Annotated in this window: 27 protein-coding genes and 1 pseudogene; 12 read left to right on the top strand and 16 right to left on the bottom strand. The window is 72.2% G+C overall.

Features of this window, described 5'->3' with window-relative positions:
- A pseudogene (locus tag ASG88_RS06520) lies at window positions 1-378 on the bottom strand (HNH endonuclease); the annotation flags it as partial.
- Window positions 379-916: 538 nt separating this feature from the next.
- Here ASG88_RS06520 and ASG88_RS06525 point away from each other — a divergent pair.
- Complete coding sequence (locus ASG88_RS06525) at window positions 917-1,672, top strand: class I SAM-dependent methyltransferase (RefSeq protein WP_082600041.1); 756 nt, start codon at window positions 917-919, stop codon at window positions 1,670-1,672.
- On the opposite strand, the gene ASG88_RS06530 is transcribed toward ASG88_RS06525, so the two are convergent.
- The 4 genes from ASG88_RS06530 to ASG88_RS06545 form a co-directional block, all read right to left on the bottom strand.
- Window positions 1,632-2,114: a hypothetical protein gene (locus tag ASG88_RS06530; RefSeq protein ID WP_056886631.1), complete on the bottom strand. Its 483-nt coding sequence runs from the start codon at window positions 2,112-2,114 to the stop codon at window positions 1,632-1,634. The genes ASG88_RS06525 and ASG88_RS06530 overlap by 41 nt on opposite strands.
- Before the next feature lie 71 nt (window positions 2,115-2,185).
- Window positions 2,186-2,551, bottom strand: coding sequence for a cupin domain-containing protein (locus ASG88_RS06535; protein WP_056886632.1), 366 nt, complete (start codon window positions 2,549-2,551; stop codon window positions 2,186-2,188).
- Window positions 2,552-5,323 (bottom strand): cyanophycin synthetase, encoded by a 2,772-nt coding sequence (gene cphA, locus ASG88_RS06540; protein ID WP_235534755.1) that lies wholly within the window; start codon window positions 5,321-5,323, stop codon window positions 2,552-2,554.
- Window positions 5,324-5,399: 76 nt separating this feature from the next.
- Window positions 5,400-6,392, bottom strand: a complete 993-nt coding sequence (locus tag ASG88_RS06545; protein ID WP_056886633.1) for a cyanophycinase — start codon at window positions 6,390-6,392, stop codon at window positions 5,400-5,402.
- Window positions 6,393-6,476: 84 nt separating this feature from the next.
- On the opposite strand from ASG88_RS06545, the gene ASG88_RS06550 reads away from it, so the two are divergent.
- Together ASG88_RS06550 and ASG88_RS06555 are read left to right on the top strand one after the other, a co-directional pair.
- A complete protein-coding gene (locus tag ASG88_RS06550; RefSeq protein WP_056886680.1) occupies window positions 6,477-6,965 on the top strand; it encodes a SixA phosphatase family protein in 489 nt (162 codons plus the stop codon).
- A gap of 7 nt (window positions 6,966-6,972) precedes the next feature.
- Window positions 6,973-7,746, top strand: a complete 774-nt coding sequence (locus ASG88_RS06555) for a putative protein N(5)-glutamine methyltransferase (RefSeq protein ID WP_056886634.1) — start codon at window positions 6,973-6,975, stop codon at window positions 7,744-7,746.
- Here the strand turns inward: ASG88_RS06555 and serB are convergent.
- Window positions 7,724-8,944, bottom strand: coding sequence for a phosphoserine phosphatase SerB (serB, locus tag ASG88_RS06560; RefSeq protein WP_056886635.1), 1,221 nt, complete (start codon window positions 8,942-8,944; stop codon window positions 7,724-7,726). The two genes, ASG88_RS06555 and serB, sit on opposite strands and share 23 nt — an antisense overlap.
- Before the next feature lie 35 nt (window positions 8,945-8,979).
- A complete protein-coding gene (locus ASG88_RS06565; RefSeq protein ID WP_056886636.1) occupies window positions 8,980-9,702 on the bottom strand; it encodes a hypothetical protein in 723 nt (240 codons plus the stop codon).
- A gap of 61 nt (window positions 9,703-9,763) precedes the next feature.
- Between ASG88_RS06565 and ASG88_RS06570 the strand changes: the two genes are divergently transcribed.
- From ASG88_RS06570 to ASG88_RS06585, 4 genes are read left to right on the top strand one after another with little or no spacing between them, the layout of a single operon-like run.
- Window positions 9,764-10,564, top strand: coding sequence for an ABC transporter ATP-binding protein (locus ASG88_RS06570; protein WP_056886637.1), 801 nt, complete (start codon window positions 9,764-9,766; stop codon window positions 10,562-10,564).
- Window positions 10,565-10,593: 29 nt separating this feature from the next.
- Window positions 10,594-11,055: an NfeD family protein gene (locus ASG88_RS06575; RefSeq protein ID WP_056886638.1), complete on the top strand. Its 462-nt coding sequence runs from the start codon at window positions 10,594-10,596 to the stop codon at window positions 11,053-11,055.
- Between the two features lie 36 nt (window positions 11,056-11,091).
- Window positions 11,092-12,279 carry an SPFH domain-containing protein gene (locus tag ASG88_RS06580; protein ID WP_082600044.1) on the top strand — a complete coding sequence of 396 codons (1,188 nt, stop codon included), beginning with the start codon at window positions 11,092-11,094 and terminating at the stop codon, window positions 12,277-12,279.
- A complete protein-coding gene (locus tag ASG88_RS06585; RefSeq protein WP_056886639.1) occupies window positions 12,276-13,034 on the top strand; it encodes a sulfite exporter TauE/SafE family protein in 759 nt (252 codons plus the stop codon). Before ASG88_RS06580 ends, ASG88_RS06585 begins: the two co-directional genes overlap by 4 nt.
- 10 nt (window positions 13,035-13,044) lie before the next feature.
- On the opposite strand, the gene ASG88_RS06590 is transcribed toward ASG88_RS06585, so the two are convergent.
- From ASG88_RS06590 to ASG88_RS06600, 3 genes are all read right to left on the bottom strand, one after another.
- Entirely contained in the window at window positions 13,045-13,998 is a 954-nt protein-coding gene (locus ASG88_RS06590; protein WP_056886640.1) for an alpha/beta hydrolase, read from the bottom strand.
- A gap of 100 nt (window positions 13,999-14,098) precedes the next feature.
- Window positions 14,099-15,688 carry a catalase gene (locus tag ASG88_RS06595; protein ID WP_082600046.1) on the bottom strand — a complete coding sequence of 530 codons (1,590 nt, stop codon included), beginning with the start codon at window positions 15,686-15,688 and terminating at the stop codon, window positions 14,099-14,101.
- A 126-nt stretch (window positions 15,689-15,814) separates the two neighbouring features.
- Entirely contained in the window at window positions 15,815-16,234 is a 420-nt protein-coding gene (locus ASG88_RS06600) for an ankyrin repeat domain-containing protein (RefSeq protein ID WP_082600048.1), read from the bottom strand.
- Window positions 16,235-16,313: 79 nt separating this feature from the next.
- Between ASG88_RS06600 and ASG88_RS06605 the strand changes: the two genes are divergently transcribed.
- Window positions 16,314-17,417: a PP2C family protein-serine/threonine phosphatase gene (locus ASG88_RS06605; RefSeq protein ID WP_157559594.1), complete on the top strand. Its 1,104-nt coding sequence runs from the start codon at window positions 16,314-16,316 to the stop codon at window positions 17,415-17,417.
- Between the two features lie 12 nt (window positions 17,418-17,429).
- Here ASG88_RS06605 and ASG88_RS06610 read toward each other — a convergent pair whose 3' ends face one another.
- The 4 genes from ASG88_RS06610 to ASG88_RS06625 all read right to left on the bottom strand — a co-directional run bounded on the left by ASG88_RS06610 (window position 17,430) and on the right by ASG88_RS06625 (window position 20,624).
- Window positions 17,430-18,386 (bottom strand): ATP-binding cassette domain-containing protein, encoded by a 957-nt coding sequence (locus tag ASG88_RS06610; protein ID WP_056886642.1) that lies wholly within the window; start codon window positions 18,384-18,386, stop codon window positions 17,430-17,432.
- A 1-nt stretch (window position 18,387) separates the two neighbouring features.
- Window positions 18,388-19,221, bottom strand: coding sequence for an ABC transporter permease (locus ASG88_RS06615; RefSeq protein ID WP_056886643.1), 834 nt, complete (start codon window positions 19,219-19,221; stop codon window positions 18,388-18,390).
- Window positions 19,214-20,011 (bottom strand): ABC transporter permease, encoded by a 798-nt coding sequence (locus ASG88_RS06620; protein ID WP_056886644.1) that lies wholly within the window; start codon window positions 20,009-20,011, stop codon window positions 19,214-19,216. Before ASG88_RS06620 ends, ASG88_RS06615 begins: the two co-directional genes overlap by 8 nt.
- Window positions 20,012-20,102: 91 nt before the next feature.
- A complete protein-coding gene (locus ASG88_RS06625) occupies window positions 20,103-20,624 on the bottom strand; it encodes a YbhB/YbcL family Raf kinase inhibitor-like protein (protein WP_056886645.1) in 522 nt (173 codons plus the stop codon).
- An 83-nt stretch (window positions 20,625-20,707) separates the two neighbouring features.
- Between ASG88_RS06625 and cobA the strand changes: the two genes are divergently transcribed.
- Complete coding sequence (gene cobA, locus ASG88_RS06630) at window positions 20,708-21,946, top strand: uroporphyrinogen-III C-methyltransferase (protein WP_056886646.1); 1,239 nt, start codon at window positions 20,708-20,710, stop codon at window positions 21,944-21,946.
- Window positions 21,939-22,742: a TrmH family RNA methyltransferase gene (locus ASG88_RS06635; protein ID WP_056886683.1), complete on the top strand. Its 804-nt coding sequence runs from the start codon at window positions 21,939-21,941 to the stop codon at window positions 22,740-22,742. Before cobA ends, ASG88_RS06635 begins: the two co-directional genes overlap by 8 nt.
- 8 nt (window positions 22,743-22,750) lie before the next feature.
- Here ASG88_RS06635 and ASG88_RS06640 read toward each other — a convergent pair whose 3' ends face one another.
- Both ASG88_RS06640 and def read right to left on the bottom strand, forming a co-directional pair.
- Window positions 22,751-23,545: a TrmH family RNA methyltransferase gene (locus ASG88_RS06640; protein ID WP_056886647.1), complete on the bottom strand. Its 795-nt coding sequence runs from the start codon at window positions 23,543-23,545 to the stop codon at window positions 22,751-22,753.
- The gene (def, locus tag ASG88_RS06645; protein WP_056886648.1) at window positions 23,542-24,144 is read right to left on the bottom strand and encodes a peptide deformylase; all 603 of its coding nucleotides are present in this window, start codon (window positions 24,142-24,144) and stop codon (window positions 23,542-23,544) included. Before def ends, ASG88_RS06640 begins: the two co-directional genes overlap by 4 nt.
- 95 nt (window positions 24,145-24,239) lie before the next feature.
- Between def and ASG88_RS06650 the strand changes: the two genes are divergently transcribed.
- Window positions 24,240-25,619: an acyl-CoA dehydrogenase family protein gene (locus ASG88_RS06650; RefSeq protein ID WP_200956380.1), complete on the top strand. Its 1,380-nt coding sequence runs from the start codon at window positions 24,240-24,242 to the stop codon at window positions 25,617-25,619.
- Complete coding sequence (locus ASG88_RS06655; RefSeq protein ID WP_056886649.1) at window positions 25,619-26,833, top strand: acyl-CoA dehydrogenase family protein; 1,215 nt, start codon at window positions 25,619-25,621, stop codon at window positions 26,831-26,833. Before ASG88_RS06650 ends, ASG88_RS06655 begins: the two co-directional genes overlap by 1 nt.
- Window positions 26,834-26,846 lie beyond the last annotated feature (13 nt).

A 26,846-nucleotide genomic window follows, 5' to 3' on the forward strand; every position in this document is an offset into this window, starting at 1 on the left:
GGTCTGCGCGATGATCCGCGCCCGCCACCCCGCCACCAACCCGGACAGCACTGCACCCCAGAGCCTGGGCAGGCGGTAGGCGACCTCCACACAGTCGGTGAGGAACCGACCAGCGGAGTCGTTGGTCCGACCCAGCATCGCCGCGAACTCCGGCACACAGAACTCATCGATCGACGGGGACCCCTCGCCGGCGAACGTCTTCGGAGACGTGAAGCACGCCTCCGCGAACTCCGGGTCCGCGATGTGCAGATCCGCCCAGTGCACCGCCAGGCGCATCATCTCGACATCGGCCTTGTCGGCGGCCTTCTTCTGCTCGCGCACCGCGCGCAACAGCTCGGCCGGGGAGTCCGGCAGAGCGGGTGCGGTGGTCGATGACATGACTCCAGCCAACACGAAGCCACCGACAATCAGGGGTCGAAAAGACCGGTTCTGACCGGATGGTGGACACGACTTTCGACGACTTGCACGGACCCCGGGGCCGGCGTGGTTTCGAGGCTCGCTGCGCTCGCACCTCAACCACCGAGAGCACGGTCCCGGCCGGGCGGATTAGAGGGTTTCGAGGGGCCTGCGCTGCTCACACCTCGACCACCGAGAGCACGGTCCCGGCCGCGCGGATGACAGGGTTTCGGGGCGTCCGCTCCGCTCACACCTCAATCACCGAGAGCACTGACCCGACCGGGCGGGCAGCTTGGTTTCGAGGCTCGCTGCGCTCGCACCTCAACCACCGACGGGATGGTCTGCGCTGGCACCTTCGACCACCGAGACCACGGTCCTGGCCGGGCGGATGACAGGGTCTGAGGGGCCCGCGCTGCTCACACCTCGACCACCGAGAGCAGAGGTCTCGACGTCGCTCGACCAGCCACGGCGTGGCACGCGGTAGCGTGGCGCGCGCCCCGATCTCCGTCCAGGAGGACCTGTGAACCGACACCAGCTGCTCCGCAGCCTGCACGAGACGATCGAGCCGAGGACCTACCTCGAGACCGGCGTCAACCGCGGCGCGAGCATGGCCCTCACCCGGGTGCCGAGCATCGGCGTGGACCCGGAGTTCCGGGTGGTCTCGGAGCTGCAGGCCGACGTCCACCTGGCCCGCACGACGAGTGATGAGTTCTTCGCCCGGCCGCGCCCGCTCGCCCACCTCCCGGTCCCGGTGGTGGACCTGGCGTTCGTCGACGGCATGCACCTGGCGGAGTACGCCCTGCGCGACTTCCTCGCGATCGAGCGCTTCACCCTCCCGACGAGCGTCGTCGTCATCGACGACATGCTCCCGCGGACGGTGGAGATGGCCAACCGGCAACGCACCACGCTCGGCTGGACCGGGGACGTCTACAAGGTCGCCGACGCGCTGCGGCGGCTCCGTCCCGACCTGCTGGTGCTCGACGTGGACACCCACCCCACCGGGACCTGCGTGGTGCTCTTCCCGGACGCCCGCCGCGACGGGGTCCTCGAGGGGTACGACGAGTGGGTCGCGACCGAGGCCGTGCGTCCCGACCCGCAGCCGGTGCCCGAGGCCGTGCTGGAGCGGACACAGGCGTTCGACCCCGAGGTGCTGATGGAGAGTCCCGGCTGGCGCCGGCTGGCCGACCTGCGTGGGTCCTCGCGACCGGGTGACGACGCGGACGTCCGCGAGGCGTTCAGCGACCTCGTCGGGGCAGCGTCCGCACGCGTCGGCTGACGGCTCGCTTCGTCCGTCCCGCGAGGGAACGAGCCCGCTGGACGGGAGTCCGACGCTCCTGAGGCCGCTCGTGCGGCACCGGGAGCCGCGACTTCGACGCCTCGGCGCCCCACAGGAGCACCAACGGTCGCGCGCCCTGGACGAGCAGCCGACAGCCGAGGGGCCGCTCGTCGGCACCGTCCGCGAGCAGTACGGCGTACTGGCCGTCGGTCAGGGCCGGACGACCGAACCGTACGACGCCGCGCCGGCCACCGTCCCCGTCGCCGTCGAGGAGACCGAGGGTGGCCCGGAAGGACGCTTCCCGCCGCCGCAGGACGATCGTGGCTCCGTCGGCGATCTCGGGACCGGGGGAGGCCAGCACGACCTCCACCTCCCCGCCCATCTGGCGGGCGTAGCTGTCGACCAGGTCGACATCGGCAGCGGGTGGCCTGGACGAGCCCACGGGTGCTCCTCGGGGGTGCGGGGTGCGGTCGTCAGCAGCCTAGCCACTCGTCCGCCTCGGCCGGCGCAGGCTCAGACGTCCCCGGGGTCGACCTGCTCGCCGGGCGCCCCGATGTCGAGGTCCCCCTCGACGATCATGGCCAGCATCCCGGTCGGGGAGCGTGTCTCGTGCACCTCACCGGGCTCCCAGACGGCGGCGTCGCCGGCCGCGAGGCGTCGTACGGACCCCTCGGCACCCGCGACCTCGGCCTCACCGGACAGCAGGACGAGCAGCTGGCGACCGTTGGCCGGGTGTGGCCCGATCACCCCGCCCGGCGCGAGGGTGACCGCGACCAGGTGTGCGTCGGCGCTGATCCCGAACGCCCCCACCGAGAAGCCCCGGCTCCCGTGGGCGTCTATCGACCGGTGGGGCAGGTCGGCCAGCGACAGGATCCGCACTCAGGACTCCGCGGGTGCCGAGTAGTCCGGGTCGGCGGCCGGGGTGTCGGACGACGCGCCGGCGCCGGCCTGGGCCTGCGAGGACCAGCTCTCGAGCTCGGTCATCACCTCGGCGTGCTTGTCCACGCAGACGACGACCAGGTCGCCCTTGTTGGCGCGGCCGAGAGCGTGCCGGACCGCCGAGATCTCGTCGAGCACCTCCTCGGCCTGCTTGCAGCGCGAGCCCTCGGCCATCGCCTGCCGCACGCCCTCGAGCACGAGCCCCGCGACGTCGCCGCGCTCGCGGCCCCGGAGGGACACGTCCTCACGGACGATGCAGACGTCGAAGTGCTGGGCCGCGATCTGCCCGAGCTCGCGCATGTCCTCGTCGCGCCGGTCGCCGGCGGTGGCGATGATGCCGATCCGCGAGGGACGGGCCAGGTCGTGCGACCCCTCCAGCGAGTCGCCGACCCGGTCGACGAAGTCGCCGAGCATCTTCATGCCGGGCGCGTTGTGGCAGTAGTCCACGATGACGTTGACGCCGTTGACCTCGACCTCGTTGAGGCGGCCGGGGGAGAGGTAGTAGTTGGTCGAGAAGCTTCGCAGGCCCTGCCGGATGTCGTGCAGGGGCGCACCGGCGGCGAACGCCGCGGCGGCCGCGGCCAGCGCGTTCTGGACGTTCATCCGGGCCCTCCCGCTGAAGGTCGCGGGGAGCAGGTGGGTCCAGGCGAGCTGCATCTCCCGGCGACCGTGGCGTACGACGATCATCTCGCCGCGCTCGGACGGGTCGAGGACCAGCGCCTTGCCGCCCCGGCGGCAGTGCGCGTCGATCATGTCGCGTGCCTCGGAGCCCGGCTCCTCCATCGAGAACCACACGACCTGCCCCGAACAGCGGCGCCGCATCTGGCGCACCAGCGGGTCGTCGGCGTTGAGGACCGCGTGGCCGTCGCGCGGGACCGCCTCGACGATGACCGCCTTGACGTCGGCGAGCTGCTCGACGGTGTCGATGCCGCGCAGGCCGAGGTGGTCGGGCTGGACGTTGAGGACCACGGCGACGTCGTTGCGCTCGTAGCCGAGGCCCTCGCGGAGGATTCCGCCGCGGGCGACCTCGAAGACGGCCGTGTCGACGCGGGGGTTCTGGAGCACCATCCGGGCCGAGCGGGGGCCGCTGGCGTCGGCGCGGATGACGAGGCGCTCGTCGATCACGACGCCGTCGGTGGAGGTCATGCCGACCTTGCGGCCCATGCCCTTGAAGATGTGGCTGATCATCCGGCTGGTGGTGGTCTTACCGTTGGTGCCGGTCACCGCGATGATCGGGATCCGCGACGTCGCACCGGGCGGGAAGAGCATGTCGACGACCGGCTTGGCGATGAACTGCGGCTCGCCGATGGTCGGGTGGGTGTGCATCCGGAAGCCCGGAGCCGCGTTGACCTCGCAGATCGCGCCGCCGGCCTCGCGCACCGGCTCGGTGATGTCCGGGCAGATGAAGTCGATGCCGGCGATGTCGAGGCCGACCATCCGGGCGGCCTCCTCGGCGATCTCGACGTTCTCCGGGTGGGCCTCGAAGGTGCGGTCGATCGAGATGCCACCGGTGGACATGTTGCCGGTCAGCGCGAGCTTGACCATCTCGCCCTCGGCGGGGACGGACTCCAGGGTGTGTCCCTGGCCGGCCAGCACCTCGAGGGCCCCGGCGTCGACCTTGATGCGGGTGAGGACCTTCTCGTGGCCGACGCCGCGGCGCGGGTCGGCGTTGGTGAGGTCGACGAGCTGCTCGACGGTGGACGTGCCGTCGCCGGTCACCGAGGCCGGCACGCGCTCGGCGATGGCGACCATCCGGCCGTCGATGATCAGGCAGCGGTAGTCCTTGCCGACGACGTGGGACTCCACGATCACGACCCCGCGACGCGACTGCTCGCGGGCGATCTCGAAGGCGCCGCGGACGTCGTCCTCGTCCTGCAGGTCCAGGCAGACGCCGCGGCCGTGGTTGCCGTCGAGCGGCTTGACGACGACGGGGTAGCCGATGCGCCGGGCCGCGGCGACAGCGGCGTCGGCGCTGCGGACGGACTCCTGCTTGGGGACGGGCAGCCCGGCCGCGCCGAGGAGCTTGGTGGTGAGGTCCTTGTCGGAGGCGATGTCGACGGCGATCGAGCTGGTCTCGCTGGTCATGGTCGCGCGGATGCGCTTGGCGTGGACGCCCTGGCCGAGCTGGACCAGGGAGTACTGGTTGAGCCGGATCCAGGGGATGTCGCGCGACACGGCCTCGTCGACGATCGCCTGCGTGGAGGGGCCGAATGCGGTCCGCTCGGCGCGGCGGATGAAGGAGTCGCGCTCGGTCTCCCAGTCGAAGTCCGGGTCGCCCTGCACGAGGTGGTTGACCAGGCGCACGGCGAGCTTGCCGGCCTCGAGGCCGACCTGCTCGTCGACATAGCCGTAGATGATGTTGTAGCGACCCTTGTGCCCCTTGACCGAGCGGGTCTTGCCGCGCCGGATGTCGTGGCCGACGACCTGCTGCAGCGCGAGCGCCGCGTGCTCGGCGACGTGGCCGAGCCACGTGCCCTCCTGCAGCCGCTCCAGGAAGCCGCCGCGCCGTCCCCGTGAACACGAGTGCTCCCGCAGGCCGGGCAGCATCGCGACGAGCTCGTCGGTGAAGCCGGGCAGCGTGTTGGTCGGGAACTCCTCCAGCGAGCCGAGGTCCACGACGAGGTGCACCGACTTGTCGTACGACCAGACGTTGGCGCCGCGGTAGACGCGGGTCTCGAGGATCGTCAGGTCAGGGGTGGGACGCTCGCTCATGCACGTACTCGCTTCGCTCCGTGCGCGCATGAGGCACATGTCGCACTGTGTTGGATGACTCGCTCGCTTCGCTCGCTCATGCATGGTCTCCGGTCTCGACGGGGGCGGTGGCGGGGGCAGTGGTGGCGGTGACGCGGCGCGCACGCGTCAGGCGGCGGCGCAGGTTGGACGGGGAGACGTCACCGGCCGCGATGTCGCGGGCCAGCTGGCGCAGGTCGCGCCCGGCCTCGGCGATCTCCGCGGCCTCGCTGGCGTCGACCACCGGCTCGCGGGGGACGAGCGCACGGACCGTGAGGTCGTACGCCGAACCGGCCGGCAGGACGTGCAGCGTGAGGCCGCTGGCGAGCAGGGGGGCTGACCGCCGGGCCTCGTGGGCGTTGGACACCATCTTCGCCGGGTCCATGATCGTGACCGCACCCTTGCCGGCCACGCGGAGCACCTCGTGCCCGTCCACGACCTCCACGATCGCCGCCGTGTCCTCGTCGACGCCGATGCCGAGCAGCTGCGGGCTCTGCGCCACGATCATCAGCAGCCGCCCGTAGCGGTTGCGTTGGTCGAAGTGCTGGTCGATCACGGTCGAGCCGACGAGCCCCAGGCCGGCGGCGACCTGGGTCATCCGCTGCTTGGGGGTGGCCCCGCCCGAGCCGAAGGCGACCATGTGCGACGACTGGATGCTCGCGCCCGCCGAGGTGCCGGCGACGACCGCACCCCGCTCGTGGGCCGCGACGATCGCGTCGCCGAAGGGCGTGCCGCAGACGACGCCGGACAGCTTGAGCTGGTTGCCGCCGGTCATGAAGATGCCGGTCGCGCCGTCGATCGCGGCCACGAGGTCGGGGTCGTGCGCGTCCTCGCGGCTCTCGGGCCGGGCGGCGCGCACCTCCCCGGCGCCGAGCTTGGTGAAGAGCGCCTCGTAGACCTCGACGATCTCGGGGCCGAGGGACGAGGCGGTGGGGATGACGACGATGCGGGCGTCGTGGCCGCCACTGGCGACGACGAACTCCTTGAGGATCGTGCGCTTGCGCAGCTTGTCCTCGGCGCCGCCGATGATCATGAGGGGTCCTGAGGGCATGACAGGCAGGCTATCGGCTGCCACAGTGACCCCGTGCACGAGACGCAGCCAACCCCCACGACACCCGCCCGCAGGCTGGTGGTCATGCGCCACGCCAAGGCCGAGTCCTGGGGTGAGTCCGACCAGGGACGCACCCTGGAGCCCCGCGGACGCGACGACGCAGCGGCCGCCGGACGGTGGCTGGCCGCCCTGGGCTTCGTGCCCGACCACGCCCTGGTCTCGACCTCGGTCCGCACCCGCGAGACGTGGGAGGCGGTCGCCGGGGCGGCGGGCTGGGAGTCCGAGCCCGACTACGACACGGGCCTGTACGCCGCAGGCCCCGAGGCCGCGCTGGACCTGATCCGCGAGGTCCCGCCGCACGCGACGGCCGTGATCGTCATCGGCCACAACCCGACGATGGCCTACCTCGCCCAGCTCCTCGACGACGGCGCAGGTGACGCCGACGCGGGCGCCGCGATGGCCGGCGGCTACCCGACCTCGGCGCTGACCGTCCTGGAGTACGACGGGGCGTGGGTCGAGCTGGACATGGCGTCCGCCTCGGTGGTCGCCTTCCACGTCGGCCGGGCCGAGTGAGCGACCGCTGACCGGTCCCGCGGTCCCTCCGGACCTCGTCGACCGGCTGCGGGCGGCCGGGTGCGTCTTCGCCGAGGACGAGGCCCGGCTGCTGTCCGGCAGCGGAGCCACCGGGGAGGTGCTCGAGGCCCTGGTCGTCCGACGTATCGCCGGTGAGCCGTTGGAGACGGTGCTCGGCTGGGTCGAGTTCGCCGGCCGGCGGCTGGTCGTCGCGCCGGGGGTCTTCGTGCCGCGCCGCCGCACCGAGCTGCTGGCGCGCGTCGCCGCGGCGTACGCCCATCCCCGGAGCATCCTCCTCGAGCTGTGCTGCGGCGTCGCCCCGGTCGCGGCCGTCGTCGAGGCCGGTGAGGTGCACGCGAGTGACGTGGACCCCGTGGCGCTCGGCTGCGCGCTACGCAACGTGCCGCACGGGCAGGTCCACCTGTCCGACCTGTACGACGCCCTTCCGGACGTCCTGCGCGGGCGCGTCGACGTGCTGGTGGCCAACGCGCCGTACGTGCCCACCGACCGGATCGCCCTGATGCCGCCCGAGGCACGCGACCACGAGCCGACCGCCGCGCTGGACGGCGGCCACGACGGCATGGACCTCCACCGGAGGATCGCCGCCGGTGCGCCGGGCTGGCTGGCGACCGGGGGAGTGCTGCTGGTCGAGACCAGCGCGGCCCAGGCCGGTCTGACCACCGAGGCGATGCGGGACGCCGGTCTCGCGCCGCATGTCGAGCACGACGACGACCTCGAGGGGTGCGTCGCCGTGGGCGTCAGACCGGGGGAGCCGGGGTGACGATTCCGTCGGCCATGTCGGCGGCCTCGATCTCCTCACGAGAGATGCCGAGCAGGTAGAGGATCGTGTCGAGGTAGGGCACGTTGACCGAGGCGTCCGCCGCGTCGCGCACGACCGGCTTGGCGTTGTAGGCGATGCCGAGGCCGGCCGCGTTGAGCATGTCGAGGTCGTTGGCGCCGTCGCCGATGGCGATCGTGGCGTCCACCGGGACCCCGATGTCGGCGGCGAACTCCCGCAGCGCGGTGGCCTTGCCGGCCCGGTCGACGACGTCGCCGACCACCCGGCCGGTGAGCCGGCCGTCGACGATCTCGAGCTCGTTGGCCCGTGAGTAGTGGATGCCGAGGTCCTCGGCCAGTCGGGCGGTGATGTGGGTGAAGCCGCCCGAGACGATGGCGAAGCGGTAGCCGAGCCGCCGCAGCACCCGCACCATGGTGCGGGCCCCCGGGGCCAGGGCGATCGACTCGTAGACCTCGTCGAGCGCCGTGGCCGGGACGTCCTTCAGCAGGGCCACCCGTGCGCGCAGCGACTCCTCGAAGTCCATCTCCCCGCGCATCGCCTGCTCGGTCACCGCGGCCACCTCGGCCTCGCAGCCGGCGTGCGCGGCGATCATCTCGATCACCTCGCCCTGGATGAGCGTGGAGTCGACGTCCATCACGATGAGTCGCATCGATCGACGCAGCAGGTCGGCGGGCTGCACGGCGATGTCGATGCCCTGCGTGGCGGCCTCGGTGGCCAGGAGCGGGCGCAGCACCTCGGGCTCCACCCCCGAGATGGCGAGGTCGATCGCGGTGACGGGGTAGCGCGCCATCCGCTCGATGCGGTCGATGTTGGCCCCGCAGTCGGCGATCCGGCCGGCGATGGCCGCCATCGCCGACGCCTTGAGCGGCGCGCCGAGCACGGTCACGTGGGAGCGTCCGGAGCCGCGTACGCGGTTGTCACCGACCCCGCGGTCCACGTCGACCTGCATGCCCAGCGACGCGGCGGTCTCCTCGATGGCGTCCCGCAACCTCTTCCAGTCCCGGGGGGCGGTGATGAGCACGCCCAGCACCAGCCGTCGCCGGAGCACGATCTGCTCGATGTCGAGCACCTCGACCCCCGCGGCCGAGAGGGTCGCGAACATCGCGGACGTGACACCCGGCCGGTCCTTGCCGGTCAGGGTCACGAGGAGGGTCCTGGGCTGCTCGTCGACGTCGCTCATCTCGGGCCCGAGGCTATCCCCGTCGCGGGGGGTGCTCAGGGATCCGGCCACACCTCGGGCGAGCACGCCGCGACCACGGCCCGGCGCGAGGCCCGCTCCAGCGGCGCCAGGGCGTCACGGCGCTGCCCGATCTCGTACGACGACAGCGCACCGCCGTCGTCCTCGAGCGCGAGGTCGACGATCGACCACCCCTGCAGCCCGCGCGCCGCCAGGTCGACGCACCGGGCGGGGATGCCCAGCGGGGGCTCGAGCGCCGGCCGGTGCCGCAGGTTCATCAGCCGGTCCGCCACCTCGGGACGCCAGCGCGCGACGTCCAGGTCCGCGAGCAGGTTGGCGGAGTCGACGAGGGCGGCCCGCATGGACCGGTCCGCTTCACCCACGTCGGGCAGCTGGCGCGGCGCCGCCGGCGCCACGCGCCACCGGACGACCTCGCCGACCACGGTGGGCACCAGCGCGAAACCGGCCAGCACCACCGCCTCGCCGGAGTCGAGGGCGGCGTCGTTGAGTTCGCGGGGCCCGCCCAGGCCCAGCAGGTCGCCCTCGACCGGCAGGGCCAGTCCGGCCCGGTCGGCGCCGGTGCGCCGGGCCGCGACGAAGGCGTCGAGCAGCGTCGTACCGCCGTCGGGCAGGCCCTCCACCACGTGCCCGAGGTCGCCGTGGGTCACGGCGTCGAGGGCGTGGTCGGTGACCTCGTCGCCGCGCAGCCACGCGGTCATCCACCAGGCGAGGCGGGCGGACAGGGGGAGTTCGGGTGACACGGCTGGAGACGATACGTCGGTGTCGTCGGGAGTGCGGCGCCCGCTGGATAGGGTGAGCCGCATGAGTGCCGTGATCGAGTGTGCAGGTCTCACGGTGCGCCGTGGCGAGGCGACGTTGCTCGACGACGTCGACTGGACGGTCGAGGAGGACGAGCGCTGGGTGCTCATCGGTCCCAACGGCGCCGGCAAGACCACCCTGCTGCAGGTCGCCTCGGCCCAGCTGCACCCGACCTCCGGCGTCACGGGCATCCTCGGCGAGGTGCTCGGCACCGTCGACGTCTTCGACCTGCGTCCCCGCATCGGCCTGACCAGCGCCGCCCTCGCCGACCGGATCCCGCGCGGCGAGCTGGTGCAGGACGTCGTCGTGTCGGCGTCGTACGGCGTGCTGGGCCGGTGGCGCGAGGAGTACGACACACTCGACCACGACCGGGCCGCAGACCTGCTCCGCGAGGTGGGCGCCGCGCACCTCGTCGACCGCACCTTCGGCACCCTCAGCGAGGGCGAGCGCAAGCGCGTCCAGATCGCTCGTGCCCTGATGACCGACCCCGAGCTGCTGCTGCTCGACGAGCCGGCCGCCGGCCTCGACCTCGGCGGTCGCGAGGACCTCGTGTCCACGCTCAGCGTCCTCGCCCTCGACCCCGACTCGCCCGCCACCGTGCTCGTCTCCCACCACGTGGAGGAGATCCCGCCCGGCTTCACCCACGCGATGATGCTGCGGCAGGGACGCGTCGTGGCGCAGGGGCCGCTGGAGCGCGTGGTCACCGAGGAGGCGCTCTCCGAGACCTTCCAGATGCCGCTGCGGCTCAGCGTCGAGGACGGTCGGTACGCCGCGCGGCGACGCACCCACCGCGCTACCGTTTGAGGCTGCGTCCCACCGGATAGGGTCGGGACATGGACTGGCTCGCGCGACACCTCTGGGAGGCCTGGCTGGGTCTTGCCATCGTGCTGGGCGTGGCCGAGATGTTCAGCCTGGACCTGATCGTGGGCATGCTCGCCATCGGCGCGCTCGTCGGGATGGTGCTCGCGATCGCCGACGTGCACGTCGCGATCCAGGTCCTCGGCGCCGCGGGGGCATCGATCGCGATGCTGGCGTTGGTGCGCCCCTCCATGATCAAGAAGCTCCACTCCGGGCCGGAGCTCGAGCTCGGCCACGGCAAGCTGGTCGGCACCCAGGGGATCGTCATCGCGGAGATGAGCGGACTCAGCACCGGCCGGATCACGATCGGCGGGGAGGACTGGTCGGCGCGTCCCTACGACGAGACCATGACCATCCCCGCGGGGGAGACCGTCGAGGTCCTCGCCATCAAGGGCGCGACGGCGTACGTCCACCCCGTCGCCCGACTCGACTACTGACCGCTCACCACCCATCACCTTCCACGGGGGAAATCCATGACAGCAGCCTTCGTCCTGTTCGTGCTGTTCCTGCTGTTCGTCGTCGTCCTGCTCGCCAAGACGGTCCGGATCGTGCCCCAGGCACGCGCGGGCATCGTCGAGCGGTTCGGCAAGTACAAGGGCACCCTGCCCGCCGGCCTCAACATCCTCGTCCCCTTCATCGACCGGCTGCGCTACCTCATCGACCTGCGCGAGCAGGTGGTGAGCTTCCCGCCGCAGCCGGTGATCACCGAGGACAACCTGGTGGTCTCCATCGACACCGTCATCTACTTCCAGGTCACCGACCCGGTCGCCGCGACCTACGAGATCGCCAACTACATCCAGGCGATCGAGCAGCTCACGATGACCACCTTGCGCAACATCGTCGGTGGCATGGACCTCGAGGAGACGCTGACGAGCCGCGACTCCATCAACTCCGGCCTGCGCGGCGTCCTCGACGAGGCCACCGGCAAGTGGGGCATCCGCGTCAACCGGGTCGAGCTCAAGGGCATCGACCCGCCGCCCTCCATCAAGGACTCGATGGAGAAGCAGATGCGTGCCGACCGCGAGAAGCGCGCGGTCATCCTCACCGCGGAGGGCCAGCGCCAGGCGGCGATCCTCACCGCCGAGGGCTCCAAGCAGTCGCAGATCCTCAACGCCCAGGGTGACCGGGAGTCGCAGATCCTGCGCGCACAGGCCGACCGCGAGGCCTCGATCCTGCGTGCGCAGGGTGAGGGCCAGGCCATCCAGACCGTCTTCCAGGCCATCCACGACGGCCAGCCGGACCAGTCGCTGCTGGCCTACCAGTACCTCCAGATGATGCCCAAGATCGCCGAGGGCAGCGCCAACAAGGTCTGGGTCATCCCCTCCGAGATCACCAAGGCGATGGAGGGCCTCGGCTCGTCGATCCACGAGATCGCCGGCATCCCCCGCGACGCCACGCCGCGCACCCGTGTCGACATGGGCCCGACCGAGCCGCAGGGCGGCATCAACGCCTCCGCCGACGCCGAGCTCAGCGACGCCAGCAAGGCCGTCGAGGAGGCCATTGCCGCCGCCGAGTCGGCCGCGCGCCCCAGCCGGGCCACCTCGGGCCTGACGCCCGACGCGCTGGGCGGGACCACCCCGCCGGTCGCCTCCGAGCCGACGGACCCGTCGGCCGGCGAGGGTCCGGTCGACCCGAGCGCCCCGGGGGCAGCCCCGGCGTGACCTGGGTCGAAGCCGTGCTGATCGCCCTCGCGGGCGTGGCGGCCGGCACCATCAACACCGTGGTGGGGTCGGGGACGTTGATCACGTTCCCGACCCTCCTCGCGTTCGGCGTACCGCCGGTGACGGCCAACGTCTCCAACTCGATCGGCCTGGTGCCGGGGTCGGTGACCGGGGCGATCGGCTACCGCCGTGAGCTCCGCGGGCAGCGCTCACGCCTGCTGCACCTGGCCAGCGCCTCGGGGCTGGGGGGCCTGCTGGGCGGCGGCCTGCTGCTCTGGGCGCCGGGTGCCTTCGAGGTCGTGGTGCCCGCGCTCATCCTGCTCGGCCTGCTGCTGGTGATCGCCGGTCCGCGCATCTCGGCGTACGTCGCCCGCCGCCACGAGGCGAGCGGCGGACTGCCTGAGCGCGGGGCCTGGTGGGTGTGGCCGGGGATGTTCGCGTGCGGCGTCTACGGCGGCTACTTCGGTGCCGCCCAGGGCGTGCTGATGATGGCGGTGCTCGGCATCGGCGTCGACGAGACCCTCCAGCGCCTCAACGGCGCCAAGAACGTCCTCGCGGCCCTGGTCAACGGGATCTCCGGGGTGCTCTTCGTGCTGCTCGCCGACGTCGACTGGAAGATCGTCGGCCTCATCGCGGTGGGCGCCGTCATCGGTGGCGTGATCGGCTCCTCGGTGGGTCGACGGCTGCCGGCGCCGGTCCTGCGCGGCTTCATCGTCGTGGTGGGCGTCGTGGCCCTCGTGGCGTTCCTCGTCTGACGGCCGCGGCTCAGCCGTCGACGTAGGTCGACAGCCAGCGGTCCATCTCGTCGTACACCCGCGCCCGGACGTCCGGTAGCGACAGCACCACGTCGTGGCGGGCGCCGTCCACGGCGATGCTGGTGACGTGGCGTCCCAGGCTGGAGGCCCAGCGCCGGATCTGCTCGACGTCCAGCACGACGTCGTTGCTGTGCACGGCCTCGCCCATGGTCGTGGGCCAGGCAGAGGTCGTCGAGGAGAGCACCAGGCACGGGGCGGGGACGTCGAGGCCGCGGTGCAGCTCGGCGTGGCCGCGGCGCACGGCGCGCAACCACCCGGCGTACACGGGGTAGGACTCGACGGGCTTCCAGTCGAGGTTGAAGTCGAACTCGCCGTGGTGGTCGCGGTGCAGCGACTGGGTGTAGACGCCGCTGACCTTGCGGGGGATCAGGCGGCGCGGCTGCCGGGCGCCCATCCGGTCGAGGGCCAGGCGCGCGGCGGGGTTGCGCAGCCAGGCGCTGCCCTGCAGGTCGAACCAGGGGGAGTTGAGGACGACGCCGGCCAGGCCGGCGGGCCGGCGGTCGTGCAGCCACAGCGGCAGGGTGAGGCCGCCGGTGGAGTGGGCGGTCGTGACGATCCGGGTGTGGTCCACCGCGACGCGCCCCCAGGCGGCGTCGAGGTCGGGGAAGTACTCGCGCAGGTCCTCGACGTAGTTGGGCGTCTGGTGCTCCCGCAGCGAGCGGCCGTACTTGCGCAGGTCGAGGGCGTAGAAGTCGTGGCCGCGGGCGTTCCACCACTCGGCGTACTCGGTGTGGAAGAAGTAGTCGGCGAAGCCGTGCACGTGCAGGACTGCCCGCTCGGTCGGCTCCGGGGCCGGGCGGTGCACCAGGGTCGCGTGCACCGGGCCCTCGGCGTCCTCGCCCAGGTCGAGGGTCTCGACGGTGTACGGCGCACCGAGCACGTCGTACGTCGGGTCAGGGGCCATGGCGCGCACGATAGCGGGCCGTCGCCCGGAGCCCCGGACGGCACGTGGGCCCCGGACGGTGTCCGGGGCCCACGTGGGTCAGGCAGGTGCCCGTGATCGATCAGCGGGCCGCGTGCGTGTCGCTCTCCGTGACCGGGTCCGAGGCGTCGTCCTGCGCGTCGTCGGGCTGTCCGCCGGGGTTGTCGTTCGGGCCACCGGCCCGCACGAGCTCCTCGATCTGCTTGCCGCAGTCGGCGTCGACCGCCTTCCAGTAGGCGAAGGCGCGCTCGAGGACGTCGCCCTCGACGCCGCCGAGGAGGTGGCCGGCGACGGTCTTGACGAAGTTGGCGCGGATCTCGTCGTCCCACACCTCGCGGACCAGCGTGCCGGCCTGGCCGAAGTCGTCGTCGTCCTCGCGCAGTGCGTAGGCCTGGCGCACCATTGCGCCGTCGGCCTCCCAGCCGTCGGAGACCTCGCCGACCTCGTCGGCGTAGCCGCGACCGAAGGAGTTGGGCGCGTAGACCGGGTCGTCCGAGCGGTGCTCGAAGGCCATCGGGCCGTCCTGGGTGTAGGTGTTCATCTCCACCCGGGGACGGTTGACCGGCAGCTGCAGGTAGTTGGGGCCGATCCGGTAGCGGTGCGTGTCGGAGTAGGCGAACGCCCGGCCCAGCAGCATCTTGTCGGGGGAGAAGCCGATGCCGGGCACCGTCGCGGACGGCTCGAAGGCCGCCTGCTCGATCTCGGCGAAGAAGTTTTCCGGGTTGCGGTTGAGGGTCATCGTGCCGACCTCGATGAGCGGGTAGTCGCTGTGCGGCCACACCTTGGTGAGGTCAAACGGGTTGTAGCGGTAGGTCTTCGCGTCCTCGTAGGGCATCGCCTGGATCGACAGCGTCCACGACGGGTGCTCGCCGCCCGCGATCGCGTCGTACAGGTCGCGGCGGTGGAAGTCGGCGTCCTCGCCGGCGATGCGGGTCGCGTCGGCGTCGCTGAGGCTCTCCACGCCCTGCTTGCTGTGGAAGTGGTACTTGACCCAGTGCTTCTCACCGGCGGCGTTGGTCCACAGGTAGGTGTGCGAGCCGTAGCCGTTCATGTGGCGGTAGGACTTCGGGATGCCGCGGTCGCCCATGAGGTAGGTGACCTGGTGGGCCGACTCGGGGTTGAGCGACCAGAAGTCCCACTGCATGTTGTTGTCGCGCAGGCCGCTGCCGCCGCGACGCTTCTGCGAGCGGATGAAGTGCGGGAACTTCATGGTGTCGCGGATGAAGAACACCGGGGTGTTGTTGCCGACGAGGTCGTAGTTGCCCTCGTCGGTGTAGAACTTCAGCGCGAAGCCGCGCGGGTCGCGCCAGGTGTCGGGGGAGCCCTGCTCGCCGGCGACGGTGGAGAAGCGGGCCAGCATCTCGGTCTTCACGCCGGGCTGGAAGAGGCCGGCGCGGGTGTAGGCGCTCACGTCCTCGGTGGTGACGAACTCGCCGAACGCGCCCGAGCCCTTGGCGTGCACGTTGCGCTCCGGGACCCGCTCACGGTTGAAGTGCGCCATCTGGCTCAGGAAGTGCACGTCGTGGAGCAGGATCGGGCCGTCGGACCCGAGCGTGAGCGAGTTGCGGTCGCTGGGGGCGGGTGCACCCGTGTCGGTGGTCGATCCGAGCCGGGCCTCCTCCGAGGGGGCCGTGGCGATCGAGCTGTCCGTGGGCTGGGGCAGGTCGGGCATGTCACTCCTTGGGGGCGGGGTCGGGTGGGGTCGGTACGACGGTGCAGGCCCCTGTCTCCAACGTCGCACTCACTCTGGAACAGGTCAAGAAAGTCCGCCCGTGGGGGTGGAGGTCGTGCGACCCCGTCACCCCAGCAGGTCGGAGCGGCCGAACATCTCGGCCGTGGCGCGGGCGGTGGGAGCCCCGGCATCGGGGTCGGCGCCGCCGGCGATCAGGCGGCGTACGACGTCGTCCTCGCCCTTGAAGACCGCACCGGCGAGCGGGGACTGACCCCGGGCGTTGAGCCGGTCGGGGTCGGCCCCGCGGTCGAGGAGCAGGCCGACCGTGCCGGCGTGGCCGTGGTAGGCGGCGAGCATGAGCACGGTGTTGCCGTCGGCGTCGGGGTGGTCGACCGGGAACCCGCCGTCGAGGTAGCGCGCCAGCAGGTCCGTCTCACCCTGGCGCGCGCAGTCCATCGCGAACGCGACCACCTCCGCGAGCAGGGCCGTGGGATCGGCGGCGCGATCGGGCTCGGGCTGGGTGGGCTGGTCCGGTGCATCGGTCATCAGGGTCCCGAGCCTAGGGGCCGGCGCCGACATCGCCCGATCGGCCCCGACGGCGGTCCCCGAGACCTATTCTCAGGAGGTGTCGACTGCTCTCGGGTCCGTGCCGCGCCGTCTGGCGCTGCACGTCCACGACCGGGTGGAGAGCTGGCGGACGGGGTCCCGGGGGAGCCAGGTCTACGTGCTCTGCCTGCTGCTGGGCGGCTCGGCCGCGTCCTTCGCCGCCGCGTGGGCGGCGCCGGAGCTGGTGCCGGTCACGGTGTGGTTCGTCTGGTTGCTGCTGGGCGTGCTGCTGCTGCGCACCCTGCCTCTGGTGGTGCTGTCCGGCTTCATCCTGGTCGCGGCCGGCGCCACCACCCTGCACGAGGGCGTGGACGGACCGGCGGTCGCGACCCTGGTGACCCTGGCGGTGTCGGTGGGCCTGGTCGTCTACCAGTCCAGCCGCCAGCGATCCGGCCTGCCGGTGGCCTTGAGCGAGCCGATGCTCGCCCAGCTCCGCGACCGGCTCCAGCGCCAGGGGGTCGTGCCGCCGCTGCCCGACCCGTGGCGCTCGCAGTCGGCGATGCTGAGCGCGCACGGCACCGGCTATGCGGGTGACTTCCTCGTGGCCGACCTGCGCGAGGACCGGCACCTGGAGATGGTGCTGGTCGACGTGTGCGGCAAGGGTGCCTCGGTGGGCCCGCAGGCGCTGCAGTTCGCCGGCGCGCTGGGCGGCCTGGTGGGCGCGCTGCCCCCGGACGCACTGATGCGGGCGGCCAACGCGTTCCTGCTCCGGCAGGAGTCCGACGAGTCCTTCGCCACCGCGGTGCACGTCCGCGTCGACCTGGTGACCGGTGACTACACGATCACCAGCGCCGGTCACCCGCCGGTGCTGCACTGGTTCCCCGCTCGCAGTGAGTGGGACGTCGACAACGCCCGGGGCACGGCGCTCGGCGTGGTGCCCGACCCCGAGCTGCACGCCAGCGAGGGCCGGCTCGGGGCGGGCGAAGCGCTGATGTTCTACACCGACGGGGTCATCGAGACCCGCGGTCGCGACCTCGACGACGGCCTGGAGTGGCTGCGCGGGGTCGCCCGGACCCGGGTGCTGGCCGCGGGGTTCGCCGGCTTCGCCCGCGCGGTGCTGACGAAGGTGCCCCGCGGCGACGACGACCGGGCCGTGCTCGTCCTGGACCTGCGCGCCGACTGACCCCGGCGGCCCTCAGGCCCCGCGGGAGTAGAGGTCACGGATGACCTCCTCGATGTCCGGCTCCTGGATGGACAGGTCGGCCACGTCGTACGACGCCGCGACGGCCGCGACGATCGGTGCGGCACTCGCCTCGGTCGGGAAGGACAGCCACTGGCGCGGTCCCTCGATCCGGCGCACCACCGCGCCCGGGACCTCGATCGCGGGTGCCTCGTCGACCAGGTCGACCACCAGCGTGCGCGTCGAGCCGCCCTGCGCGTGCAGGGCGGGGAGCGGCCCGTCGAAGACGGCCGTGCCGTGGTCGATGACGATGACCCGGTCGCAGAGCGCCTCGATGTCCTGCAGGTCGTGCGTGGTCAGCACCAGCGTGGTGCCGCGCTCGGCGTTGAGGGCCCGCAGGAACTCGCGCAGCCGCCCCTTGCTCACCACGTCGAGCCCGATCGTGGGCTCGTCGAGGTAGAGGATCTCCGGGTCGTGGAGCAGCGCGGCCGTGATGTCACCCCGCATCCGCTGCCCGAGCGACAGCTGGCGCACCGGGGTGTCGAGCTGGTCGCGTAGGTCGAGCAGCTCGACGAACCGCTCGAGGTTGGCGCGGAAGCGCTCGGGCGGGATCCGGTACATCTTCTGGAGCAGCGCGAAGGAGTCCCGCAGCGGGAGGTCCCACCACAGCGTGGTGCGCTGGCCGAAGACCACGCCGATCCGGCGCGCCAGGGCCACCCGGTCCCGGCTCGGGTCGAGGCCGGCGACGCGGAGGTGGCCGTCGGTGGGGACCAGGATCCCGGTCAGCATCTTGATGGTCGTGGACTTCCCCGCGCCGTTGGGGCCGATGTAGCCGACCATCTCGCCGGCCTCGACGGAGAACGTGAGGTCGTGGACCGCCCGCACCTCGTCGCGCAGCCGGCGGCGACCGCCGTCGACCTTGCGGCGCACCACGAAGGTCCGCTCCAGGTCGCGTACGTCGATCAGGGCCATGTCAGCTCCCGGTGGAGGTGTAGTGGCGCACGCCGGTGCGCCAGACGAGCAGGGCGAGGACGACCGTCACCAGGGCGGCGATCGGCGAGCTGAACTGCAGCCACTCAGGCATCCCGAAGGGGTCCTCGCGGCCCAGGATGTAGAGCGCGGGGTACCAGTTGGCGAACGCCACCGGGACGACCAGGGTGAGGGCCACCACCACCTCGCGGTTGAAGATGGTCAACGGGTACTGGGTGACGGTGGCGCCCCCGTAGGTGAAGGCGTTGGCGAACTCGGTCGCGTCGGTCGTCCAGAACTGGATGCAGGAGAAGCCCACGAAGAGGCCGAAGAAGATCGCCGCCCCGCTCAGCACCATCGAGACCGCGACCAGCACCCGCAACGGCATCCACTCGACGTACGTGCAGGCCCAGCCGAAGACGATCGAGGCCTGGGTGATCCGTCCCAGCCGGCGCAGCGTGAACTGGTCGGCGCACACCTGCACGAGCAGCGGCACCGGCTTGGTCATCATCTGGTCGAGCCGCCCGGTGCGCACGTAGGTGCCGATCCGCTCGACGCTGCCGATGGCGGTGTCGGCGATGCCCAGGGCCAGCGACCCCGCGCCGTACAGGAGGGCGACCTCCTGCAGCGTGAAGCCGGCGAGGTCGTCGAGGTGGGCGAACATGATCCACAGGCCGACGAAGTCCAGGCCGGTGATGAGGCCGTTGCCGACGGCGAGCAGCACGAAGGAGGTGGGGTACTGCCAGGCGGCGCGGATCCAGAGCCAGGCGATCTGCCCGTAGGTCCGCAGGTGGCCGGCACCGCTGACGGGCGCCGACGTGGGGGAGACCTCAGCCACCCTGGACCACCACCTTGCGGGTCGCGGCACGCAGCACGGCGTGGCAGCAGCCGAGCAGCACGACGATCCAGAACACCTGGAAACCGAGCGCGGCCAGCAGGTCGGTGCCCGTGTGCTTGCCCAGCCAGATGTCGGCCGGGACCTGCACGTAGGACGCCCACGGCAGCGCGTTGGCCAGCGTGCCCAACCAGCCCGGGAACAGCACGAGCGGCAGCATCATCCCGCTGAAGAAGATGGCGAAGGCTCCGCTCATCACCTTCACCCCGGACTGGTCGAGCAGCCAGAAGGCCGAGCTCGCCACCAGGAACCGGATCGTGAAGCTCACCACCACCGCCAGCACCAGCGAGACCGCGAAGCCGACGGCCGCCGCCGGGCCGGCGGGCAGCCGGATGTCGAAGATGATGAAGCCGATCAGGGTGGGACCGATGCCGCGGGCGAGGAAGTGGTACGCCGCGCGGCCGAGGTCGGCGGCGAGGTACCAGCCCACGATCCCCACGGGTCGGTAGAGGTCGATGGCCACGTCGCCGGTGCGGATCCGCTCGGCCAGGTCGTCGGTGGTGCCCCCGCCCCACAGGGCGATGGTCATCAGCAGTGCCTGGCCGAGCCAGACGTAGGTCACCGCGTCGACCTTGTCGTAGCCGCCCGCCGTCGGGTTGGCCTCCCACAGCGCCAGGTAGGCGAAGGAGTAGATGACGCCGAAGACCGAGTTGGTGAAGACGCCGGCGAGCGTGGCCGCCCGGTACGTCGAGTAGCGGCGGAACGCGCGCGTCGCGATGGCGACGTAGAGCATCCCGGCCTCCCGTGATCGGCGACCGGGATCCTCTCACACGTCAGCGCTGGATCGAGCCGGGTCGCTCAGCGCCGGATCGAGCCGGGTCCGCTCAGTGCTGGTAGGTCCCGTGGATGATCGCGCGTCCCAGGGTCTTGAAGGCCAGGTTGAACGAGACCACCGCGTTGGAGGCGTCGGCGTCGACACCGAGGGTCTCCTCCTTCACCGCGTGCACCACGAAGAAGTAGCGGTGGGGCTGGTCGCCCTGCGGGGGAGCGGCGCCCATGAAGCCGGCCTCGCCGCCGTCGTTGCGCACGTGGAAGGCCTTGCCGGGGAGGTCGCCGGAGGAGGCGCCGGTGTCGAGCGAGGTGACGTCGGCGGGGATGTCGACCAGGGACCAGTGCCAGAAGCCGCTGGGGGTCGGGGCGTCGGGGTCGAAGCAGGTGACCACGTAGCTCTTCGTCCCCTCCGGAGCACCCTCCCAGCTCAGCTGGGGAGAGGTGTTGCCGTGCTCGGCGACCTGGTCGTCCTTGAGGGGCTGGCCGTCGGTCACGTCGGTGCTGGTGACCGTGAAGGACGGCACCGCGGGGAGGAGGTCGTAGGGGTGGGGGGCGATGGGGCGCTCGAGGCTCATACCCCGAACCTAGGAGTCCCGTGGTTGCCGTTTCAAGCGTGGACGCCGGTGCCGCAGAACCCGGGGCGCGGGAGAATGGCGAGATGAGCGACCCCACGCCGTACCTCTCGGGACTGATCCTGCGCGACCGCAGGGTCGTGGTGGTGGGCGGCGGTCACGTGGCGCAACGGCGCGTGCCGATGCTCATCGCGGCTGGTGCCCGGGTCACCGTGGTGTCACCCGTGGTGACGCCCGCTCTGGAGGGCATGGGCGGCGAGATCACCCTCGAGCTGCGCCGCTTCGAGCCCACCGACCTCGACGGGGCGTGGTACGTCATCGCCGCCACAGACGACCACGCGGCCAACACCCTGGTCTCCGAGGCCGCCGAGGAGCGCCGGATCTTCTGCGTGCGCAGCGACGACGCGACCGAGGCGACCGCCTGGACCCCCGCCGTGGGGCGGCACGGCACCGCCACGGTCGGCGTGCTCGGCAACCGCGAGCCCCGCCAGTCGGCGACGTTGCGCGACGACATCATCACCGCGCTCCGCGACGGGCACCTGACGGCGTCCGGAGCCCTGGACCGCTCGCCCGGCGTCGTGCTGGTCGGCGGGGGACCGGGGGACCCCGAGCTGGTGACGGTGGCCGCCCGGCATGCGCTGGCGTCGGCCGACGTGGTGGTGGCCGACCGCCTCGCACCGCGGGAGCTGCTCGACGAGCTCGACCCGGGCGTGGAGCTGATCGACGTGGCCAAGCTGCCGCGCGGCCGGTCGGCCCTCCAGGAGCACATCAACGAGATCATCGTCGACCGGGCGCGCGCCGGGAAGCGGGTCGTGCGCTTCAAGGGCGGCGACAACTTCGTCTTCGGCCGGGGCTACGAGGAGGTCCTGGCCTGCGAGGCCGCCGGCGTGCCGGTCACGGTGATCCCCGGGCTCTCCTCCTCGGTGGCCGTGCCCGGCGTCGCCCAGATCCCGGTCACCCACCGGGGCATCACCCACGAGTTCACCGTCGTCTCGGGGCACCTCCCGCCCGGGCACCCCGAGTCGCTGGTGGTCTGGCCCGCGCTCGCCCAGCTGCGGGGCACCCTCGTGCTGATGATGGCCGTCGAGAACGCCCCCCACATCGCCGCCGCGCTCGTCGAGGGAGGCCGTCCGGCCGAGACCCCCGTCGCGGTCGTGGTGGAGGGAACGATGCCGGAGGAGCGGACGGTGCTGGCCACCCTGGGCACGCTGGCCGACGAGCTCGCGGCGCACGAGGTGCGGCCGCCGGCCATCATCGTGGTCGGCGAGGTGGTGGCGGTGGCACACCCCGTCCACTACGGGCGGCATGCTGCTCCCCGTGGCTGACCTGATCGAGATCACCGACCCCGCCGACCCGCGGCTGGCCGACTACCGCGACCTGCGCGACGTCGAGCTCCGCAAGCACCTCGAGGCCGAGCACGGGCTCTTCCTGGCCGAGGGGGAGAAGGTCGTACGCCGCGCGCTCGAGGCGGGCTTCGCCCCGCGGTCGCTGCTGATGGCGCCCCGCTGGCTCGACGGCCTCGCCGACGTCCTGGCGGCGACCGACGCTCCCTGCTTCGTTCTCGACGAGGCCCTGGCCGAGCAGGTCACCGGCTTCCACGTGCACCGCGGGGCGCTGGCCTCGCTCGAGCGTCGACCGCTGCCCCCGGTGGCCGACGTGCTCGAGGGTGCCCGCTCGGTGCTGGTGCTGGAGGACATCGTCGACCACACCAACGTCGGGGCCATCCTGCGCAGCGGCGCCGCCCTCGGCTTCGACGCCGTCCTGCTCTCGCCGCGCTGCGCCGACCCGCTCTACCGCCGCGCGATCAAGGTGGCGATGGGCGCGGTGTTCACCATGCCGTGGACCCGCCTGCCCGACTGGTACGACGCCCTCCCGGACCTGTCGGCGGCCGGCTTCACCACGGTGGCGCTGACGCTCGCCCCGGACTCCACCCCGGTCGAGGAGGCTGTGGCCGGGGTCGAGCGGCTGGCCCTCGTCCTCGGCTCCGAGGGCCACGGACTGTCGTCGCGGTGGGAGCAGTCCGCCGACCGTCGGGCGATCATCCCCATGCGGGAGGGGATCGACTCGCTCAACGTGGCCGCCGCGACCGCCGTCGCCTGCTACGTGGCCGCCCGCCGCTGACCGGATCGCTACCGTCCGACCCGACGCTGGCGGGCCGCTTCGTCCAGCACGATCGACCCGGCGGTCGCGGCGTTGAGGGAGCTCGCCGAGCCGGCCATTGGGATGGACACGAGCTCGTCGCAGGCCTCTCGCCAGGCCGCGGTCATCCCGGACGTCTCGTTGCCGACGACCACCACGAGGGGACCGGTGAGGTCCGCGGCCCGCAGGTCCGTGGTGCCCGTCTCGTCGGTGCCCACCACGCGGACGCCCTCCGGCCGCGCCCAGTCGAGCACCTCGCGGTGCGAGGGCGCCCGGACGACGGTGAGCGCGAAGAGGGACCCGGTGCTCGCCCGGACCGCGCGCGGGTCGTAGGGGTCGGCGGCGTGTCCGGTGACGACCAGTCCGGTGGCGCCGAAGGCGTCGGCCGAGCGGGCCAGGGTGCCGATGTTGCCCGGCTGGGTCGGGCGGTCGAAGACCACGGTGAGGCCGGTCGGGTCCAGGCGGGAGAGGTCGTCCGCGGGCATGCCCACGATCGCCAGCAGCTCGGAGGGCTCGTCCTTCTCGCCCAGCTCGGCGACGAGCTCGGGCGCCATCACCACCCGCTCGGCGTCCGTGGTGCCCCACACGCCGGCCGCCCAGGCCGACATCCGGGGCCGACCGTCGGAGATGATCGCCTGGATCGGCCAGCCGTGCTCGATCGCCTGGCTGATCGGCCGGACACCCTGGACGACGAGCTCGCCGAGCCGGTGTCGCTTGGTCCGGTTGTGCAGCAACGACTCCCACTGCTGGAAGCGCGCGTTGCGGCTGGTGATCCGGACGGTCACGACCCGGCCGGCCAGTCCAGCGGATAGTCGTCGGCCGCCTTGTCGTGCTGCTTCTGCAGCTTCTTGCGGGCCTTGTTTGGCAACCGGTCGCCGAAGACGGTCCCCAGCGTGTGGTCGGTCTCGTGCTGCAGGCACCGGGCCAGCAGCCCGTCGCCCTCGAAGTGCACCGGCTCACCGTCGAGCCCGGTGCCGTCGACCGCCGCCCAGTCCGGTCGCGCACACTCCACGAACGCGCCCGGGTAGGACAGGCAGCCCTCGTCGGCGTCGTCGAGGTTGCGCTCGCGGCCCTCCGGGAGCGTGATGACGGGGTTGCAGACGAGTCCGACGGTGTGCTCGCCGCTCTCGTCGGGGCAGTCGAAGACGAACATCGCCACGTCCTGCCCGATCTGGCAGGCGGCGAGACCGACGCCGTCGGCGGCGTACATCGTCGCGACCATGTCGGCGGCCAGGGACCGCAGGGAGTCGTCGTACGACGTCACGAGCTGCTGCGGCGCGTGCATGACCGGCGTGCCCCAACGGGTGACGGGGCGGACGGTGCCGCCGGTGGGGAGCTCGCCGTGCGGGGCGTGGACAGGGGGGCCCGAGGGGTCGGTCGGCATGGCGCAGATCCTAGTGAGGTGCCTCGTGACGCCCGACACGCAGACTGGCCCGGGAAGGTGTGGCGTCGTGTGTAACTCGGAGTTACATTAGGGCCATGTACTTCACCGCAGACTTCCTCAGGCGAGGGCTCCGGCCGGGCGGCAGGCACGGCCTGTCGTCCCGTGAGAGCCGCGACCCGATCGGTCTGGCCGTGGCCGGTCTCAACCGGCTGGCGCAGAGCGAGGTCATCGACCGGCTGGGGCTGCGCCGGCAGACCGAGCAGGCGGTCTTCACCGTGACCCGCAGCGGCTTCCGCGGGGCCACCGCCGCCGGCCGCACGTTCGCCCGGATGGGCACGCGCGGAGCCCCCGGCACCCGGCCCGCGGCCGCGCGGGCGGACGACCGCTTCGACCTGACACCGACCGAGGACGAGCAGATGCTCGTCGACGTGGTGGGGGAGTTCGCCGCCGAGGTCGTGCGACCGGCCGCCGCCGACGCGGACGCGGCCTGCGCCGCCCCCGAGTCACTCCTGCAGGCGAGTCTCGAGATCGGGCTGCCGATCCTGGGGGTGCCCGAGGCCCTCGGCGGGATCTCCGAGGAGCGCTCCGCCATGGCCGGCACCCTGGTCGCCGAGGCCCTCGCGAAGGGCGACATGGGTCTGGCCGTCGCGGCCCTCGCCCCCGGCTCCGTCACCACGGCCCTCGGGCTGTGGGGCACCGACGCCCAGCAGCAGACCTACCTCCCCGCCTTCACCGGTGACGACGTGCCCGCCGCCGCGCTGGCGCTCACCGAGCCGACGGTGCTCTTCGACCCGCTGACGCCGGCCACCACGGCCCGGCGCGACGGTGACGGCTTCGTGCTCGACGGCCTCAAGTCCGCGGTGGTGCGCGGGGCCGAGGCCGAGCTGTTCGTCGTCGGCGCCGAGCTCGAGGGCCGACCCGTCCTCTTCCTGGTCGAGTCGTCCGCCGCGGGACTGACGATCGAGGCCGACCCGGCCATGGGGGTCCGCGCCGCGTCGCTGACCCGTCTGGGCCTGTCCGGCGTGCGGGTTCCGGCCGACGCCGTCCTCGGCGAGACCGACGGCTCGACGTACACCGAGTGCGTGCGGCTGTCCCGCCTCGCCTGGTGCGCCCTCGCGGTCGGCACCGGGCAGGCCGTGCTCGACTACGTCACCGCCTACGTCAACGAGCGCGAGGCCTTCGGCGAGCCGATCAGCCACCGCCAGGCCGTGGCCTTCATGGTCGCCGACATCGCGATCGAGCTCCAGGCCATGCGGCTCGTGACCTACAAGGCGGCGTCCCGCGCCGCCCGGGGTGAGGACTTCGCCCGCGAGGTCGCCCTCGCGCGCTCGCTGTGTGCCGACAAGGGCATGCGGATCGGCCTCGACGGCGTCCAGCTGCTCGGCGGCCACGGCTTCGTCAAGGAGCACCCGGTCGAGCGGTGGTACCGCGACCTGCGTGCCATCGGGATCATGGAAGGGACGGTGCTCGTCTGATGATCAACCTCGAGACCCCCAGGAAGCACCGCACGCTCGTCGACCAGGCCCACCAGGTCGCGATGAACATGCTGCGGCCCATCTCGCGCAAGTACGACCGCGAGGAGCACGCCTACCCCCAGGAGCTCGACCTGCTCGCCGCGATGATCGACGGGCTCTCCGAGTCCGGGTCGGCGGAGGGTGCGGGCGCGTCCGGCGTACGTCGCGACGAGGCGGAGGACGACTCCGGCGGCGTCCGCAACGGCGCCAACCTCGCCTCCGTGATGTCGATCGCCGAGATGTGCTGGGGCGACACGGGGCTGCTGCTCTCCATGCCGCGCCAGGGCCTCGGCAACTCGGCGATAGCGTCCGTCGCGACGCCCGAGCAGCAGGAGCGGTACGCCGGGACGTGGGCGGCAATGGCGATCACCGAGCCCAGCACCGGCTCGGACTCCGCGAGCATCTCCACGACCGCTCGCCTGGACGGCGACGAGTACGTCATCAACGGCGAGAAGATCTACGTCACCTCCGGCGAGCGCGCCGACAGCGTGGTCGTGTGGGCGACGCTGGACAAGTCCCTGGGCCGGGCGGCGATCAAGTCGTTCGTGGTCCGTAAGGACAACCCCGGGATGAAGGTCGAGCGCCTCGAGCACAAGCTCGGCATCCGGGCCTCCGACACCGCCGCCATCACCTTCACCGACTGCCGCGTGCCAGCCGAGGACCTCCTCGGCTCCCCGGACATCGACGTCAAGCAGGGCTTCGCGGGGGCGATGGCGACCTTCGACAACACCCGGCCGCTGGTGGCCGCGATGGCCGTGGGCTGCGCCCGGGCGTCCCTGGACCTCACCCGCGACCTGCTCGAGCAGGCCGGTGTCGAGATCGACTACGACCGCCCGGCCCAGGTGCAGTCCGCCGCCGCTGCGACGTTCCTCCGGCTCGAGGCCGACTGGGAGGGCGCCCAGCTGCTGACCATGCAGGCCGCCTGGATGGCCGACAACCGCCGGCCCAACTCGCTGGAGGCCTCGATGGCCAAGGCGAAGGCCGGCCGGGTCGGCTCCGACATCACGCTCTCGTGCGTCCAGCTGGCCGGCTCGCTGGGCTACAGCGAGGTCGAGCTGCTGGAGAAGTGGTCCCGCGACTCCAAGATCCTCGACATCTTCGAGGGGACGCAGCAGATCCAGCTGCTCATCGTCGCCCGGCGGCTGCTGGGGCTGACGAGCGCGCAGCTGCGCTGAGAGACGCCCGCCG

This window comes from Nocardioides sp. Soil777 (assembly GCF_001428425.1).
GTDB lineage: Bacteria > Actinomycetota > Actinomycetes > Propionibacteriales > Nocardioidaceae > Nocardioides > Nocardioides terrigena.